This window comes from Sulfitobacter sp. TBRI5, from assembly GCF_051013555.1.
Classification (GTDB): Bacteria; Pseudomonadota; Alphaproteobacteria; order Rhodobacterales; family Rhodobacteraceae; genus JL08.
This window is the reverse complement of sequence record NZ_CP112884.1, coordinates 1,373,228-1,387,448: the sequence shown is the minus strand read 5'-3', so window position 1 is coordinate 1,387,448 and position 14,221 is coordinate 1,373,228. Positions and strand designations below refer to the sequence as shown.

The following is a 14,221-nucleotide window of genomic DNA, read 5'->3' as shown; positions in this document are numbered from 1 at the left end:
TGCAGATTTGAGTTTCATAGTCCAAGATCCTTCGGCGGAAACAATTTGAAAGTGGCGCCATGTGCCTTGAGTTCGGCGCCAAGCGAGGCGGTCCAGGCGTTCATGCGATGGCCGACCGGGTACTCTTCCTTCGGATCGACATAAAGATTGAACAGCCAGGGCGCGAGACCCGTAGGTACGACGGCCGCCATGTCGATATAAAGGAACTTCTCCTGTGGCAGGGACACAAGAAGATGCGCCTTGTATTCCAGCATCCGTATCGCGGCGAGTTGCGCGCCAAGCCAGTTATAGACATGTTCGCGGCGGCTTTCGCCGTTTTCGACGATCAGGAACGAGCTTTGGTCGATGCCGTCATAATACTTGTCATCCGGCAGGCTGTCGGTAGACACGCCCCCCAGCGCCAGCGATGTGTCGAACAGGTCCATCAGGTCGAACAACCCGTCCGACACCCGGCCCGGCTCGATCATCCCGTTCCAGTAGGCAATGCCCGGCACCCGGACGCCGCCCTCCCATGTGGTGCCCTTGGCGCCACGGAACGGGGTGTATCCGCTGTCGGGCCAGCTATCCATTTGCGGGCCATTGTCGGAGGTGACAAAGATAATGGTATTCTCCAGCTCTCCCACCTGATCCAGCTTGGCCACGATGTCGCCGATATAGGCGTCCACCTCGACCATGTTGTCGCGATAGGGGTATTTAGACGCGCTTGCGCCTTTGAATGCCTCGGAAGGAAAATTGTCGGCATGCACCTTCATAAAGCTGTGGCTGATAAAGAACGGCTTGTCGCCCATGGCCAGTTCTTCGATCCGTTTGAGGGTATAGTCGCGCAGTTTGCGGTCGCCTTCGGCCATCTTTTCCATGCTATCGATGGTCTCGACGGTTTCGGTGGTGCCGTCCTTAAGCCCGTAGATCAGATCGTTGTTCGACCCGATCGCGCGATAGCGGGCCAGCTTGTCGGGATCAAGGACGAGATCGGGGAACCGCCCTTGATAGACGTCCTGGGTGTATTCCTTCTGCGCCTTGTAGAAGCCATAGAATTCGTCAAAGCCCACGTCATGCGGGCGCATTCCCTCGCCTTCGCCGATATGCCACTTGCCTACCAGCATCGTGTGATATCCGGCATCCGATAGCAGGCCCGCAACCGAAAGCTCGCCCTCCCACGGGTTCTGCTTGATGTCGTCGCCGGCCAGGATCGGGCGGATCAGTCCGGTGCGCACCGGCAGTCGCCCGGTGTAGACGGCAGCACGGGTCGGCGTGCAGGTGTATTGCGAATAGGTCGAGGTCAGCTTGAGCCCCTCGGCTGCAAGCGCGTCCATGTTCGGCGTCGCCGCTCCGATCATTTCGCCGCCGCCAAAGGCGCCCGGATCGCCATAGCCCATGTCGTCGACGATGAAGATCACGATATTGGGTTTCTGCCCGGTGCGGGCCTCGAAATCGGCCAGTTTTTTCGCCGCCGCGGCCTCCTGCTCGGGGCGTGGAATCGCGGGCTGGCGGTTGACTGACGTTGCCACCGCTCGGCTGAGCGTCGAGGCCGGTTGCGGAACGGCGGGTTTTTCCTGCGCCAGCGTGGCGCTGGCCAGCAAAAGTGCGCAACAGGTAGAAATCAGTCTGTTCATCTTTGCATCCTTAGTTCGGTGTATACCAGATGGGCGACGTATAGGCGCGTTCCTGGGTGATCATGACCACTTCGGGGTCCAGCTTGAACGGATTGACCCCCTCGTTGGCCTGAAATTGCAGGCCGTATTTCAGGATCGAACGGGCGTATTCGAAGGGCAGCATCTCGGGCGTCTTGGCCTCGGACACGTCCAGATTGGCCCAGTCCCACTGCTCGTAATCTGCAAACTCGTCGGTGGGAGAGAGCAGCGGGTGTGTTTCGCTGTCTCCCTTGGTCTGGCCGATCTCCAGCAGTTTTTCCCAGCGGGCGCGGGTTTCGAGGTATTCCCGGTCGAAGGGCGCGCCGCGCATGATGTCTGTGATTACTCCCATGCCGTCGGTGTGTTCTGTCAGCATGTAGAAATCAAACGGGCGGGGCAGCTTGACCGGTTGTCCGGTGTTCGATGTCACCTGCTCACCTCTTGCAAAGCGATACATGTCGCGTGGCATCAGCGTGGTGCCGCCGCCACCGGCATCCGCCGAAAGCGCCGAATGGACATGCGTGTCGCCAAACAGCACTTGCGTTGGAAAGCCGCGGTTTGCGTTCGGCGAATAAGGCTGCCCTTTCAACACGTCCACGGCACCGTCAGGCGGGGGGTCCTGCCCCATGACGGGCATGGCAAAAAAAGCGGCGGCCGCTGCTGCAAAGACGGTTTTCATCAAGGTGTTCCTTTAGCAGGTTCCAGGCAAACTGCCGGCTCGAATCGGTTTCCAATCGCAAGTATCGTCAAGCTAGGGTAGCTTCGCGTCAATGATTGCGCTTTCGTCCACAATCTTGGGAAATGGAGTCTACATGTCCGCCATCGGAATTCTCTCAAAGGGTTGGGTGGGGGATCTTCCCGTCCAATTAGGGCGCCGGTTCTGCGCTCTTGGTCAGCAGGTTTCCTTTGGGCCCGGCGAGATTGTGTATTCCGCCGGTGAGGAAGCGAACAGTTTATACGGGTGTCTCGGCGGCACCTTGCGTTTGAGTTTTGCGGGTGAAAACGGAGCGCTGCGCTTTGTACATCTGATGGGTCCCGGTATGTGGACCGGCGATTTTGCTTTCCTGTCCAACCAGCCGCGCGCGTTCGAACTCAGGACCTCGGAAGCGGCACGACTGCTGCGGATTGATCGCGGGGCGGTCCTGCGCCTTGCCCACGATCATCCCGAAACCTAGAAGTGGCTGGCGTTCTGCACCGCATGCAACCTGGGTCTGGCCATGACCGTGGCCGACCACCTTATGATCCGGGATGCAGGTAAGCGGCTGGCAGCGACGCTGTTGCGGCTGTCGGCGCGCCTCGGATCGCATCCATCCGTGGCCCCGATAGATCGGTTGCTGCTGACCCAGTCGGATCTGGCTGATGCCGCCAACCTGTCCCTATCCGCGACCGGGCGTCTATTGCGCAGTCTGCATTCGCAAGGGCTGATCGATGTCAGTTATGGAGAGATCGGCATCGTCAATGCGCCCCGACTTCAGAGTCTGGTTGAGAAATGCTGAATGGAGCGGTCTGCCGTCATGATATAATTCGGCACTCTGACTGTTGGCCAGCAGATCTCCGGTTCGAACCCGGACGGGCTCACCATTTCACGCGATGCAAAATGCCGCGCACGAGCCCTGTTTCGGGTACCGGAGCAAGATTATGGCAAACGCTCAGGTGTGCTGGGGCGGGCAAGCAGGAAGGTTGCAAGACATCCGGCGAAAAATCCGCCCAGATGTGTTTCCCAGGCGAGCTGGCCGCCCGTGCTCCAGTACATGACAACATTCAGCAGAATAAGCAGCGTGATCGGCCACAATATGGCAAAGGCCAAAGTCTTGAGGCCCGACCGTTCGGCCAGAGTTGCAGACACATCAATCACGATCCAGGCCCCCGCAAGCCCGAACAACCCGCCGGACGCCCCAACCATCGGCTGGATGGTCGTTCCGAACAGACCGAAGCCAAGCGCGCCTCCCAAAACGGCGGCAACATAGACAAGCAGGAACCGCCAGGAACCCAGCGAGGCAGAAATCGACCCGCCCAGGGTAAACAAGGTGATCATGTTGACCACCAGATGACCAAAACCGGCATGCAGAAACGCGTAGGTCACAAACATGGAGTAGGGCTGTACCGCATAGTTCGGACGCCAGCCTTGCAAAAGCCCCGACCAGAACGCGCCGTTCTGATAGGTCAGCGAGCGAAGCCGGGTACTTGCCCAAAGTCCCCAGTCCGCGCCCTGCAAGACCAGTTCGGGAAGGACGCACAGGACGATCAGAAGGAACACCATCCACGGGCGGCCTTCAGAGAGGGGGGATTGATCCGTCATGAAGTGATTGAAGCAGGGCCACCGCGCTTTTGCACGTCAGCGCAACAGATCAAATTCACGCCGCAACGTTACAAAGATGGATTGCGAATCCGCTTCACCAACGTTCTGTTCATCCCGGATACGGTAACTCACGCCGGAACTGAGCGTCCAATCCTGCGTCAACGCATGATTATAACTGATCGAAAGGTCCGTCCGGTTCACATCATTCGCGTTATCAAATTCCGATGCGCCATAACTTGCATCAAACCCGATGCTCGACACCGAATTGATATCGTACAAGTACCCAAGAGCCAGCGTTGTGAACAGTCGTTCATCATCTTCGCTGTTGCTTGAGATCTGCCGGTTCAGTCGTGCAAACACGCGGCCCGTTGGCAGGTTACGCTGCCAGTTCAAGCTGCCTATGACGTTGGCATCAAAGGTATCACTGTCCGTAACACCAATGCTGTAAGACAATGAGCCAAGCGGGATTGGCATCATCCGCGCAAACAACAAGGTCGCGCGGCGGCCGTTTTCATTCTGAGTCACGTCGAAAGAGGTTTCGACCGATCCGGAAGACAAATCCCGAGACCAGGTCAGGCTGCCGATGACACCTTCGTCCACTTCCGTAACACCGAATTCCTCGGTGTCTGTTTCAGAATAACCGATAGATCCCACAATGCGGGTCGTTGCCGAAATCGCATGATCGGCGCCAACGCTAACAGATGTGGTGCGTCGGTCCGTCTGTTGTGTATCGTCCGAGGTAAAGCGGCTGTATTCAGCGTCGATAAACGCCGTTGTAACCGACGAAAACCGGAACAGGACGCTACCGCCGGCACCCAAGCGTTCAAAATCGTCAAGGGTGGAACCAGCAGACAAATTCCGATACGTCGTTTGGGCTGCATCAGCAAACAGGACGAACCCGATCGGGTCCTGTAATCCGGTTTCGATCCGCGCGTTGGCACGGGCAACTTCGCGCGTTCCCGTACCGTTCAGACTCTCGAAATCTTCCGGCAATACGATGACGCCGTTCTCGTCCTCGAAGTCGGACAATGATCTGTCAAAAGAAACGTCGCTTTCGGCATAGCTCGCGCCGAATGAAAGAAGCGCGTTGGCACCCGTTGTTGAATAGTTGAAACCGATGTTCGGGTCGACCAAACCGGTATCGACACCTTGCTCTACATCACCATATCGCAGCGCCGCACCCAGATTGAAACGCAGGCTTTGCGTTCTTGTCTGGCTGAGCACGTTCAGATCAAACGCCGTTGTGGAAAACGCGGACGACCCGGATTCCGGGATATCCAGAGACAGGTTATCCCCCGCCTCGAACCGTTGTTCGACACCAAACGTTGCCTGCAGCCCTTCAAGCTCCTGCGCGAACGCAGGCATCAACGTTACAACCAGCCCGCACAAGGCCGTCGTTCCCAAATACAGCTTTCTACTCACGATTGCGCCCCGCTCGTGATTTTTTTGTTATTCGAACAGCCTTCTTTGCGGCACAATAATCACGTCGCCAGATGCCAACGTGGTTGTACCGATGCTGCTTTGTCCTGCAAGTATGTCTTGGTAGTTGATATTGTACACCTTCTCAGTGCCCGACTTGTCTTTGCGTCGCAGTTGAATCCGCTTGGTGGCGGCAAAATCAGAAAAGCCACCGATTTCGGCAAGAAGCTGCAAAATGTTTGTCCCGCTGGAAACCGAAACCTTGCCCGCGTTTGCAACTTCTCCCAAGACGTAAACATCAATTGTCGACGTTCCGGAATAGGTTGCAGGGTCCGGTGCGGCCACGCTGTTCACCGACACAAAAACCGTCGGCGGTGCTGCGAAGTTCGGCGCCAGTTTTCCCGCGATTTCAGCCTGAACCTGATCCACGCTGCGTCCGGACGCCAAAACCGTACCTGCCAGCGGCAAGGAAATGCGCCCATCCGGCGTGACAAGAACCTGCCTGTTGATGCTGGGATCTTCCAGCACTTCCACTTGCAGGACATCACCTGACTTAACACGGTAACTGTCCTGAGCGGACGCCGAAGCCACAAAAAACGGCAAAACAAACAATACCGTAGCGAGCGTGAAAATATGTTTCATGCTAATCTTTCTCTCGTTCCGGGCAACAGGCCCTTTTGCACGAGCATAAGCACAACACGGCTTTGCAGAAAGCAAAAACGCGGAAATATTGCAAATAGCGCATACAAATACCGCCAAGCCGTGCCGATGATGCAACAGCGTTTCCGATGACAGACGCCTTTTATTGATGAAATATCAACAGAGCCGGCAATCGCTCGCCGACAGGCGCCTTAATCCTCATTTCATTCCGCGCAGTCATAATTGTGCCTTAGTAAGACCACATTTGCGCGCCAACGTCAGTCCATCTGCCAAGATGAGTACTGCTTTGTTGGACCGTGTCGCAAATCAAAGAAAGAAAATAGAATGCTAGGTTTCGTTTTTCTGGGGGTTGTTGCAAGTTTCGGTGCCACCGCGACGGCGCTTTTCTACGGATTGCCGATCTGGCTTGCCATTCTGATCTATGTTGCCACCGGCACCACGACCCTGCTTGCGATTGTGGGGTGGGTCGCAATCCGCGAGAAACTTGTGACGTCATCCGGCAATAACGAAGAGTTCGAATTCGGCATGCAGGGCAGCCAGAGCTGATTCGCACAACTGGCCGCATTTACGGCTGTTTTCACAATTCTCCCGTCACGACCATCAGGTTTGATCAAGTCGTTGCGCGATACCGCTGACGCCTTCTATCGCACAAACACTCAATATCCGTGCTGTTCGCCATACCCTTCGTGGCTAACCAGATACCGGCACTTGTTCAGCATGACACCCAGAACGTTTGTGCGCGCGGCAAGCTCTTGTTCGCACTTGTCGATCTCTTCAATCGTAGTTTTCTCTGCCTCGCCGATAAGCAGGGCACAATCCACCTGATCCAGAAACGCCATCGTGTCATCGCTGGCAAACAAGGGTGGCGTATCGAACATCATGATTTCCGGAAGATACCGTTCCTCGAGTTCGTCTATGACCTTGCCGGTTGTTACACCCTGCAACAGCTCAGAAGGGTTACGCGCCGTTGTCTGGTTGACAGCAAATGCCAGGTTGCGGCCATATCGCAGGATGTGATCTTCCGGTGCGTCTTGCCCGCTCAGCGCTTTGGAAAACTGCTGGTTTCCCTCGATACCAAGCAGCGCAGCCATCGAAGGCCGTCGCAAATCCAGCTCGATCAGCATTGTCCGCTGATCCGGAGCGCGCGCAAGGCTGAACGCCAGGTTGACGCATGTCATTGTCTTGCCAGCGCCTGCTGTCGGAGAGGTAACGGCAACCCTGCGCCAGTTGTTCGCGCGCATCTGATGCAACAACCGGGTCCGCAAAACATCGTAAGGAACGGCCTCGGGACCGGTTTGATATGCAACGATACGATTGCGTTCAAGATGGACCTGTTTGGGATCGAACCGCTTGAGAGCAGCCCAGGCTTCATCCCGCTGCTTGAACGACATGTCCGAAGACAGGACAAGGGGTTTCTTTGCTTCACGGTCTTCGGCAACCGGCGATGCGGACTTTGGCTTTCCCACCTGCGCAGGGGCGCGCGCGGCCGCGGGATCGCTATGGCCTTCCCTTGCCTTACGTGCCTTGTCGATCGCTGTTTGAATACGTTCCATCTGTTTTCCTACTCGTACCCTACCGAAGCCGTTCGATTAAACCGGCAACGCCGGATTTTTCCAGAACCCGTTCCACCAACAAATCCATGGGCAGATAATAGACATGCAACAAGTAGAGACTAAGCGGTATGCCGATGGCCACGAGGGCCAGCAGGCTGCCTATGATCAATCTACGCCGTGTGCGCTGCCGTTTTGTTGTGATGAACGGGATGGTCGCAAACGGCGTTATTCCCAGCCGTGTGCTGATTTCGCTGGGGCGACGGATCGCACCGTTCATCATCTCGATCAGTGCGACCAGACCAACGCCCAGAAGTATACCGGCAGCAACAGATGCCGTAGCAATTTTGGGGCGGTCCGGACTTGTCGGTTCGCGCGGTTCAACCGCTTGTTCGATCACCGTGATACGTTGCCCGCGCGACTGCGCTTCGATCTGGTCACCGGTTCGTGCAGCGGCTAAATCCGCAGTTGCGCGATTATACTGGATTCTGATGTTTTCATAATCACGTTCAAGAGTTCCAAGCGTGACCGTGTTTGTCGGGGTTGCTTCGATCGACTTGTTAAGTTCTTCCAACTCGCCTTCGATCGTCTGCTTTTGCTGCTCCAGAAATTCGGTCTGGCTGTCCAGATCTGCAAGTTGCAGATCGTAAACCGATAATTCCTGACCATTGTTTTCATTCGGCTGGAGTTGGGTTGCCAGCGCTTTTTCCAACGCTTCAATTTGCGCCTTCAATGTCTTTACGCGCGGATTCTGATCCGAATAGATGACCATAGCCGATGCAAGTTCGGATTGTAGTGTCTGCAATCTGCGTTGTTCCGGCGTAAGCGTCTGGCCCGTCAGATCAATTGTTCCGGTTCTTTCATACAATTCAACAAGCCGTTCGCGCCGGTCTCTTAACCCGGTCAGATCCCGTTCAATCTGTAGCAATCTTTCCTGCAGCGACGCCTGCCTGGTGCGACGGTAGTCCATGCTATCGGGCAGCGCGTCTTTGTTGCGCAGCTTGAAATCAAGCATCTTCGCGCCCTGCTGCGCCAGTTCATCATCAAGCCGCGCAACTTCCTGCCTGAAGAAATCAAGGGTCTGGCTGGTGACAGCTGTGCGCAACGCGACGTTTTCTTGCAATATCTGAGTCACCAGATCGTTGGTTACGGCCGCCGATGTTCTGGCATCCGGGGCCGCGAACGACACATTCACGAATGATGCGGCGTCTCGCGAATTGGGCAAGCTGACTTTGATCCGTTTGTTCATATCCCGAACAATGGCGTCGGGGTTCATGTCGGGCCCCGCCTTGTGCACCTGATATCTGCGCGACATATCAATCAGGTTGTTTCGCGTCAGAATACGCTGTCGGATAATCTGAAGAAGTTCAGAGGATTCGGCCCGGACCGTCGATTCCGCCAGATCGCCCGGAATTTGCGGGGATTCAACCAGCAGGCGCGCTTCGGCTTCGTACACAGAAGGCAGCGTATACGCCATTGTTATGCCAACGGCAGATACCGCCATTGCCACCAGAAGGAAGTAATGAAACCGTCGCAAGAACAAGGACAGGTAGAATTTGATATCGGCAATCATTGGGTTGTTTCTTCTCCGTGCCCAAAGGCACCTGCACCAAAGAACGCACCGTCATCCAGAACTTGACGAACAGTCGCCAGCGTTACTGTTTTCTGGTTCTTGGTAAACGCATACACCATCGACAAATCACACAACTGGTTCACAAGCCTTGGCACACCACCGGTCGCCTCGTAGATCAGATTACTGGCAACCTCACTGAAAAGGTTACGCTCCGCACCCGACAGCCGCAGCCTGTGCCCGATATAGGCATTGACCGTTGTCGCGTCCATGGCATCAAGGTGAAAACTCGCTGCGACGCGCTGTGCGAATTGCCGCAAGTCCGGACGGCGTACGATATCGCGCAATTCAGGTTGTCCGACCAGAACCAGCTGAAGCAGTACATCGCTGTTCGAGTTGATGTTGGTGAACATTCTCAACTCTTCCAGAGATTCGCGGCTTAGGTTCTGGGCTTCGTCAAAAATCAGAATGACACGGTTTCCCTCTGCGTATTCCTTGATCAGGTATTTCTGAAAGGAATCGAACAGCGAAACATAACTTGCTTCCTGCGGTGCCGGCTGATCAAGCGACATCAGCACCCATTGCAGCAGTTCGCCACGTGAACCGTGTGCGTTGGACACCAGGCCGACTTTGACACCGTCATCCAGATTCTTCAGAAGATGCTGCAAAAGCGTGGTTTTGCCCGCGCCCACCTCGCCTGTGATAAGGGTGATCGGCGCACTTGTCAGAATTCCATATTCCAGCATGGTATACGCGCGTCTGTGCGACGCGGACCAATACAGATAATTGGGATCAGGAACCAAGGAAAACGGGCGCTTTTTGAGCCCGAAGTGGTCCGTATAGATGTCAAGCGTACTGTCCATGGCGCGGGTGTATCCCGATTTGAGTGCGGGTTCTATCGAATTGACTAAAAGTCCTGCATACCCTGTTTCGATCGTGTCGGATTGATCATTTATGTAGTCATCTTTTGACGAAAGTTGAGGGCCCGTGTGCCGTGCCTTAACCGACGTGCGCACGGTCCGTAAAATAAAGTCTTTCGCGCGGTCACCTTCATCGCGTCTGGAAAACTTCAGGCTCGCTTGTGATTCACGAAGCCTGCGCACTATTCGCCTGTGATCTTCAGGTGATGTGTCATGCCTCAGAACGCTGCTATGGTTGGCGCGCACAATATCAAACGGTGGCTTTACCACCACGCGCCACCGTGAAGAGTGTGTGTATGTTGCGACGTCAGACACTATATCGCTGCCTCTCGTTGACTACCGCAAGCCAGACCCTGGCTTCAGCTCTTATTGATCGGGCGCGCACGTCGCGCCACGGCTTTCACCTTCTGGCGCGCAGTGAAACAGTCATATCTGGCGAAAAAAAGTCACCAATCCGGCCTTTGCATGATGCATCGGCGTATTTAGGGGATTTGCAGCACAAATGCTCGATTCGACATTAGTTTTGAACGCAGTCTTGACCACACACATTGTCCCCGAAACGGAACTAAAGACTGATTTTGAGATTTATTTTTGAACCCTGCTGGACAATACGGCCACATTTTAAGCGATTCAAAGCACCTCAGGCCAAGATTCGGCAATCGTTGGATTTTTCTCTGGCATGCTGGCAGTTCAGATGTTAATTCAGTGTTAATAAAAAGTGCACGCTGATCTGTTTGTTGCGCAAATAAAAAAAGCTAGAGCGGTTAAATTCGACTTGACGGCGGCGTCGTTTGTTACGCGTTGCTGAAATGTGGTTCTGTGTTTGTACTGATTGAAAGATTTGAAATGACCATTCAAGATAAGCAATTTAAGCGCGATGCCGCTTTTGTAGCGGATGTATCCGGAAAATTCGTCCTTGAACCTTCTGTAGTTCAGAAGGGTTGGTATGGATCCTTTTTCAAGCGTGTGTGCGACCTGGCTCTGGTGCTGATCGCCGCGCCTTTTGTCGTCCCGGTAATCCTGATCCTGTGCGCCCTGATTGCGCGGGATGGCGCGAACCCTTTCTACCGCCAGAACCGTATCGGACGTAATGGCCGCGTCTTTTCGATGTGGAAACTGCGGACGATGATCCCCGATGCTGACAAGTTCCTGAGCGGCTACCTTGCCGAAAACGGCGAAGCTGCCAAGGAATGGGCAGAATCGCAAAAGTTGAAAAATGACCCGAGGATTACATCGTTCGGTTCTATTCTACGCAAGAGCTCTTTGGATGAACTTCCCCAGCTGTGGAACGTTCTGACAGGCGAAATGAGCCTTGTCGGACCGCGCCCGATGATGCCCGATCAGCGCGATCTTTATCCTGGTCTTGCGTATTTCTCGATGCGTCCTGGTTTGACCGGATACTGGCAGATTTCTGACCGTAACGAGAGCAGCTTTTCGGCGCGCGCCCGGTTTGATACGCGTTACTTCAATGACATGAGCCTGATTACGGATATCAAGATTCTGTTCAAAACCGTCGGTGTGGTTTTGCGCGGAACGGGGTACTGAACTCGGCACGGCATTGTCACGATGGCAAACAACCGACAATGATCATACAACAAAGGGTCGCCTTCATCTGCGACCCTTTTCGATGTTACACTTTATGATAACATTGTACGTCTAGGAAAACGGGTCGACTGACCTGCCAAACAGGATGGAACCAATCAAGATGCTTCGTATTCCGGGAATCACTGCGGCCCTGCTTTCTGCCACTCTCTTTCTAGCTGCTTGCGAAAGTTCTGAAGAGCGGGCGCAAAAACATTATGAAAGCGGCATGTCACTGTTGGAGCAGGGGGATGTTGCCCGTGCCGAAGTTGAGTTTCGCAACGTGTTCAAACTCAATCCGCGTCACAAGGAAGCCCGTTTGGCCTATGCGCGCACTCAAAGTGATGCAGGCAAGATCCGGGGCGCTTTCAAGCAGTACCTCACGCTGGTCGAGTTTTATCCCGAGAATCTGGAAGGCCGGATCGAGCTTGCACGCATGGCAATGCTGAACCGCGACTGGGAAGAAGGCGAACGCCACGGACGTGCGGCATATGAACTGGCGCCGGATAACGCAGATGTTCTGGCCCTGATTGCAGCGCTTGATTTTGTAAAGGCACGCCGCGATTCGAACGAACCCGAAGCGCGCAAACAGGCCGAAATTCTGAAAGACGTGTTGGAGACAAACCCGGAAGACGGAATCGCACGCCGCATCGTTGTCGAGCATTTGGTAAACCGTCAGGAATTTGATCAGGCGCTGGTACAGCTTAATCAGGGCATAGAATTCGAGCCCGATTCATTCGAGCTTTTGATGGCGCGCCTGCAGGTTCAGTACGAGCTAGGGGACAACAAAGGCGTCGAAGCATCCCTCAAGGAAATGGTATCGAAGTTTCCTGAAAACATCGATCTGCAACGCACGCTGATCGCCTGGTATCTGGAACGCAACGATCTGGAAGGCGCCGAAGCATTTTTGCGCGAACTTGCGAACCGCCCCGACGCGGAACCAGCAGCAAAAATCGTTGTCGTACAGTTCTTGACAGAAACTCAGGGGCCGGAAGCCGCCCGCGCTGAACTGGCCCGTCTTGTTGAATCAGAAGAAGAAAATCTGGTGTATCGCGCCCTTCTTGCCTCGATGGACTTTGAAGAGGGCAAGCAGGACGAGGCCATCGCCGAACTTGAACAGGTGTTGGAGCAGAACGAACCAAGCGATGACCGGCGCAATTCGCAGATCCTGCTGGCCAGAATGCTGATCCAGACCAATAATCCGGTTGGCGCGCGTTCTTTGGTAGAGGAAATTCTGGCGGAAGATTCCGGCCACGTTGCAGCGCTGAAAATGCAAGCGGCATGGCTGATCGACGAAGACAAGCCGAGCGAGGCCATCGTCGCCCTGAGAACCGCGTTGGCGGGCGCGCCCAACGATGCCTCGATCATGACATTGATGGGCCAGGCACATGAACGGGAAGGTGCCCGTGAACTGGCCGGCGAACGCTATGCGCTTGCGGTGGACGTGTCTGGCGCTGCCCCGGCTGAATCGCTGCGCTATGCGTCATTCCTTATGGCGGACAACCGCATTGAATCCGCCCAGTCGGTTATTCAGGAAGCGTTGAACAAAGCGCCCCAGAACATCGAGCTGCTTCGCAATATGGCGATGATTTATATTGCCCAGCAGGATTGGAACCGGGCGACACGCATTGTTTGGTCCTTGCGCGCACTGGAAACCGATCAGGCAACCAACGTTGCGAATGGTATCGAGGCAGAAGTTCTGTCACGTCAGGAACGCACCGAAGACACGATTTCTTTCCTCAAGGACATGCTGAGTGAAGACACTGGAAACACCGGCGCTCTTGCCGCACTGGTTGAAACCCAGGTGCGGGATGGTCAACTGGACGAAGCAACCGCGCTATTGGAAGAACAGCTTGTGGCCAGACCCAACGACCCTTCTTTGCGGTTCCTGCGGGCCGGCCTTTATTTTCTGGAAGATGATCGCGCCCGCGCCGAGGAAGAATACAAGAAACTTCTGGAAGAGTTTCCCGGAAACGATCGTGTCCTGAGAACCTATTACAGCCTGCTGATCGCCGAAGGCCGCGATGCCGAAGCCGGTGAACTTGTGGACAAGGTCATTGCACAAAGACCGGATGCCAGCAGTGCGCTTTTGCTCAAAGCAGAACGGCTTGAAAAAGCGCAGGACTTTGAAGGCGCAATCGCGATTTACGAAGACTTGTATGCGAAGAACAGCAGCAGCGTCATTCTTGCCAACAACCTGGCCAGCCTGATCACCACGCATCGCACAGATCCCGAAAGCCTTGAACGTGGTTTTGCAATCGCCAGTCGCCTGAAGGGCACAACGTTTCCGCCGCTTCAGGATACCTATGGCTGGATCGAATACCGACGCGGCAATTACGAAGAAGCTCTGGCATATCTGGAGCCGGCAGCAGCCGGATTGCCGGAAGATCCGTTGGTCCAGTTCCATCTTGGCATGACCTATGCCGCCCTTGAAAGAACCCAGGAGGCACGGGAAACTTTGACACGCGCTTTGGAAATTGCAGGTGACAGGCCGCTTCCGCAATTTGATGTTGCGCGCGAAACTTTAGAAAAACTCCCAGCACCGGAATAGATCCGAGAACAGCTTTGGCTGCGAGCGAGGGGCGCTGTGT

The 14,221-nt window shown here is 55.0% G+C and carries 13 protein-coding genes; 5 read left to right on the top strand and 8 right to left on the bottom strand.

The features are described from left to right. Positions 1 to 14 precede the first annotated feature (14 nt). The gene (locus OLX72_RS07105; protein WP_114871839.1) at positions 15 to 1,613 is read right to left on the bottom strand and encodes an arylsulfatase; all 1,599 of its coding nucleotides are present in this window, start codon (positions 1,611 to 1,613) and stop codon (positions 15 to 17) included. A gap of 10 nt (positions 1,614 to 1,623) precedes the next feature. Then, the gene (locus OLX72_RS07100) at positions 1,624 to 2,310 is read right to left on the bottom strand and encodes a DUF3604 domain-containing protein (RefSeq protein WP_433990129.1); all 687 of its coding nucleotides are present in this window, start codon (positions 2,308 to 2,310) and stop codon (positions 1,624 to 1,626) included. Between the two features lie 133 nt (positions 2,311 to 2,443). Between OLX72_RS07100 and OLX72_RS07095 the strand changes: the two genes are divergently transcribed. Further along, positions 2,444 to 2,806, top strand: a complete 363-nt coding sequence (locus OLX72_RS07095) for a Crp/Fnr family transcriptional regulator (protein ID WP_433990128.1) — start codon at positions 2,444 to 2,446, stop codon at positions 2,804 to 2,806. A gap of 42 nt (positions 2,807 to 2,848) precedes the next feature. Next, positions 2,849 to 3,127, top strand: coding sequence for a helix-turn-helix domain-containing protein (locus OLX72_RS07090; protein ID WP_433990127.1), 279 nt, complete (start codon positions 2,849 to 2,851; stop codon positions 3,125 to 3,127). A 140-nt stretch (positions 3,128 to 3,267) separates the two neighbouring features. Here the strand turns inward: OLX72_RS07090 and OLX72_RS07085 are convergent, their stop codons facing one another. Genes OLX72_RS07085 through OLX72_RS07075 form a run of 3 tightly spaced genes read right to left on the bottom strand, consistent with a single transcriptional unit; the run spans position 3,268 to position 6,108 of the window. Further along, positions 3,268 to 3,930 (bottom strand): rhomboid family intramembrane serine protease, encoded by a 663-nt coding sequence (locus tag OLX72_RS07085; RefSeq protein WP_114871842.1) that lies wholly within the window; start codon positions 3,928 to 3,930, stop codon positions 3,268 to 3,270. Between the two features lie 36 nt (positions 3,931 to 3,966). Then, entirely contained in the window at positions 3,967 to 5,352 is a 1,386-nt protein-coding gene (locus tag OLX72_RS07080) for a hypothetical protein (RefSeq protein ID WP_433990126.1), read from the bottom strand. Positions 5,353 to 5,379: 27 nt separating this feature from the next. Then, positions 5,380 to 6,108 (bottom strand): polysaccharide biosynthesis/export family protein, encoded by a 729-nt coding sequence (locus tag OLX72_RS07075; RefSeq protein WP_433990125.1) that lies wholly within the window; start codon positions 6,106 to 6,108, stop codon positions 5,380 to 5,382. A gap of 225 nt (positions 6,109 to 6,333) precedes the next feature. Here OLX72_RS07075 and OLX72_RS07070 point away from each other — a divergent pair, with 225 nt between their 5' ends. Next, positions 6,334 to 6,555, top strand: coding sequence for a hypothetical protein (locus OLX72_RS07070; RefSeq protein ID WP_114871845.1), 222 nt, complete (start codon positions 6,334 to 6,336; stop codon positions 6,553 to 6,555). A 110-nt stretch (positions 6,556 to 6,665) separates the two neighbouring features. On the opposite strand, the gene OLX72_RS07065 is transcribed toward OLX72_RS07070, so the two are convergent. From OLX72_RS07065 to OLX72_RS07055, 3 genes are read right to left on the bottom strand one after another with little or no spacing between them, the layout of a single operon-like run. Next, positions 6,666 to 7,562: a CpsD/CapB family tyrosine-protein kinase gene (locus tag OLX72_RS07065; protein WP_433990124.1), complete on the bottom strand. Its 897-nt coding sequence runs from the start codon at positions 7,560 to 7,562 to the stop codon at positions 6,666 to 6,668. A gap of 19 nt (positions 7,563 to 7,581) precedes the next feature. Continuing rightward, positions 7,582 to 9,132 carry a GumC family protein gene (locus OLX72_RS07060; RefSeq protein WP_433990123.1) on the bottom strand — a complete coding sequence of 517 codons (1,551 nt, stop codon included), beginning with the start codon at positions 9,130 to 9,132 and terminating at the stop codon, positions 7,582 to 7,584. Continuing rightward, positions 9,129 to 9,992 carry an ExeA family protein gene (locus OLX72_RS07055; RefSeq protein WP_114871848.1) on the bottom strand — a complete coding sequence of 288 codons (864 nt, stop codon included), beginning with the start codon at positions 9,990 to 9,992 and terminating at the stop codon, positions 9,129 to 9,131. Before OLX72_RS07055 ends, OLX72_RS07060 begins: the two co-directional genes overlap by 4 nt. A gap of 876 nt (positions 9,993 to 10,868) precedes the next feature. Between OLX72_RS07055 and OLX72_RS07050 the strand changes: the two genes are divergently transcribed. Both OLX72_RS07050 and OLX72_RS07045 read left to right on the top strand, forming a co-directional pair. Next, positions 10,869 to 11,594, top strand: a complete 726-nt coding sequence (locus OLX72_RS07050; RefSeq protein WP_433990122.1) for a sugar transferase — start codon at positions 10,869 to 10,871, stop codon at positions 11,592 to 11,594. A 265-nt stretch (positions 11,595 to 11,859) separates the two neighbouring features. Further along, positions 11,860 to 14,181, top strand: coding sequence for a tetratricopeptide repeat protein (locus OLX72_RS07045; protein WP_433990121.1), 2,322 nt, complete (start codon positions 11,860 to 11,862; stop codon positions 14,179 to 14,181). Positions 14,182 to 14,221 lie beyond the last annotated feature (40 nt).

Excerpts from the sequence above, each read along its gene's own strand:
- OLX72_RS07105 (WP_114871839.1), bottom strand. The coding sequence starts at position 1,613 with ATGAACAGACTGATTTCTACCTGTTGCGCACTTTTGCTGGCCAGCGCC.
- OLX72_RS07100 (WP_433990129.1), bottom strand. The coding sequence starts at position 2,310 with ATGAAAACCGTCTTTGCAGCAGCGGCCGCCGCTTTTTTTGCCATGCCC.
- OLX72_RS07095 (WP_433990128.1), top strand. The coding sequence starts at position 2,444 with ATGTCCGCCATCGGAATTCTCTCAAAGGGTTGGGTGGGGGATCTTCCC.
- OLX72_RS07090 (WP_433990127.1), top strand. The coding sequence starts at position 2,849 with ATGACCGTGGCCGACCACCTTATGATCCGGGATGCAGGTAAGCGGCTG.
- OLX72_RS07085 (WP_114871842.1), bottom strand. The coding sequence starts at position 3,930 with ATGACGGATCAATCCCCCCTCTCTGAAGGCCGCCCGTGGATGGTGTTC.
- OLX72_RS07070 (WP_114871845.1), top strand. The coding sequence starts at position 6,334 with ATGCTAGGTTTCGTTTTTCTGGGGGTTGTTGCAAGTTTCGGTGCCACC.
- OLX72_RS07065 (WP_433990124.1), bottom strand. The coding sequence starts at position 7,562 with ATGGAACGTATTCAAACAGCGATCGACAAGGCACGTAAGGCAAGGGAA.
- OLX72_RS07060 (WP_433990123.1), bottom strand. The coding sequence starts at position 9,132 with ATGATTGCCGATATCAAATTCTACCTGTCCTTGTTCTTGCGACGGTTT.
- OLX72_RS07055 (WP_114871848.1), bottom strand. The coding sequence starts at position 9,992 with ATGGACAGTACGCTTGACATCTATACGGACCACTTCGGGCTCAAAAAG.
- OLX72_RS07045 (WP_433990121.1), top strand. The coding sequence starts at position 11,860 with ATGTCACTGTTGGAGCAGGGGGATGTTGCCCGTGCCGAAGTTGAGTTT.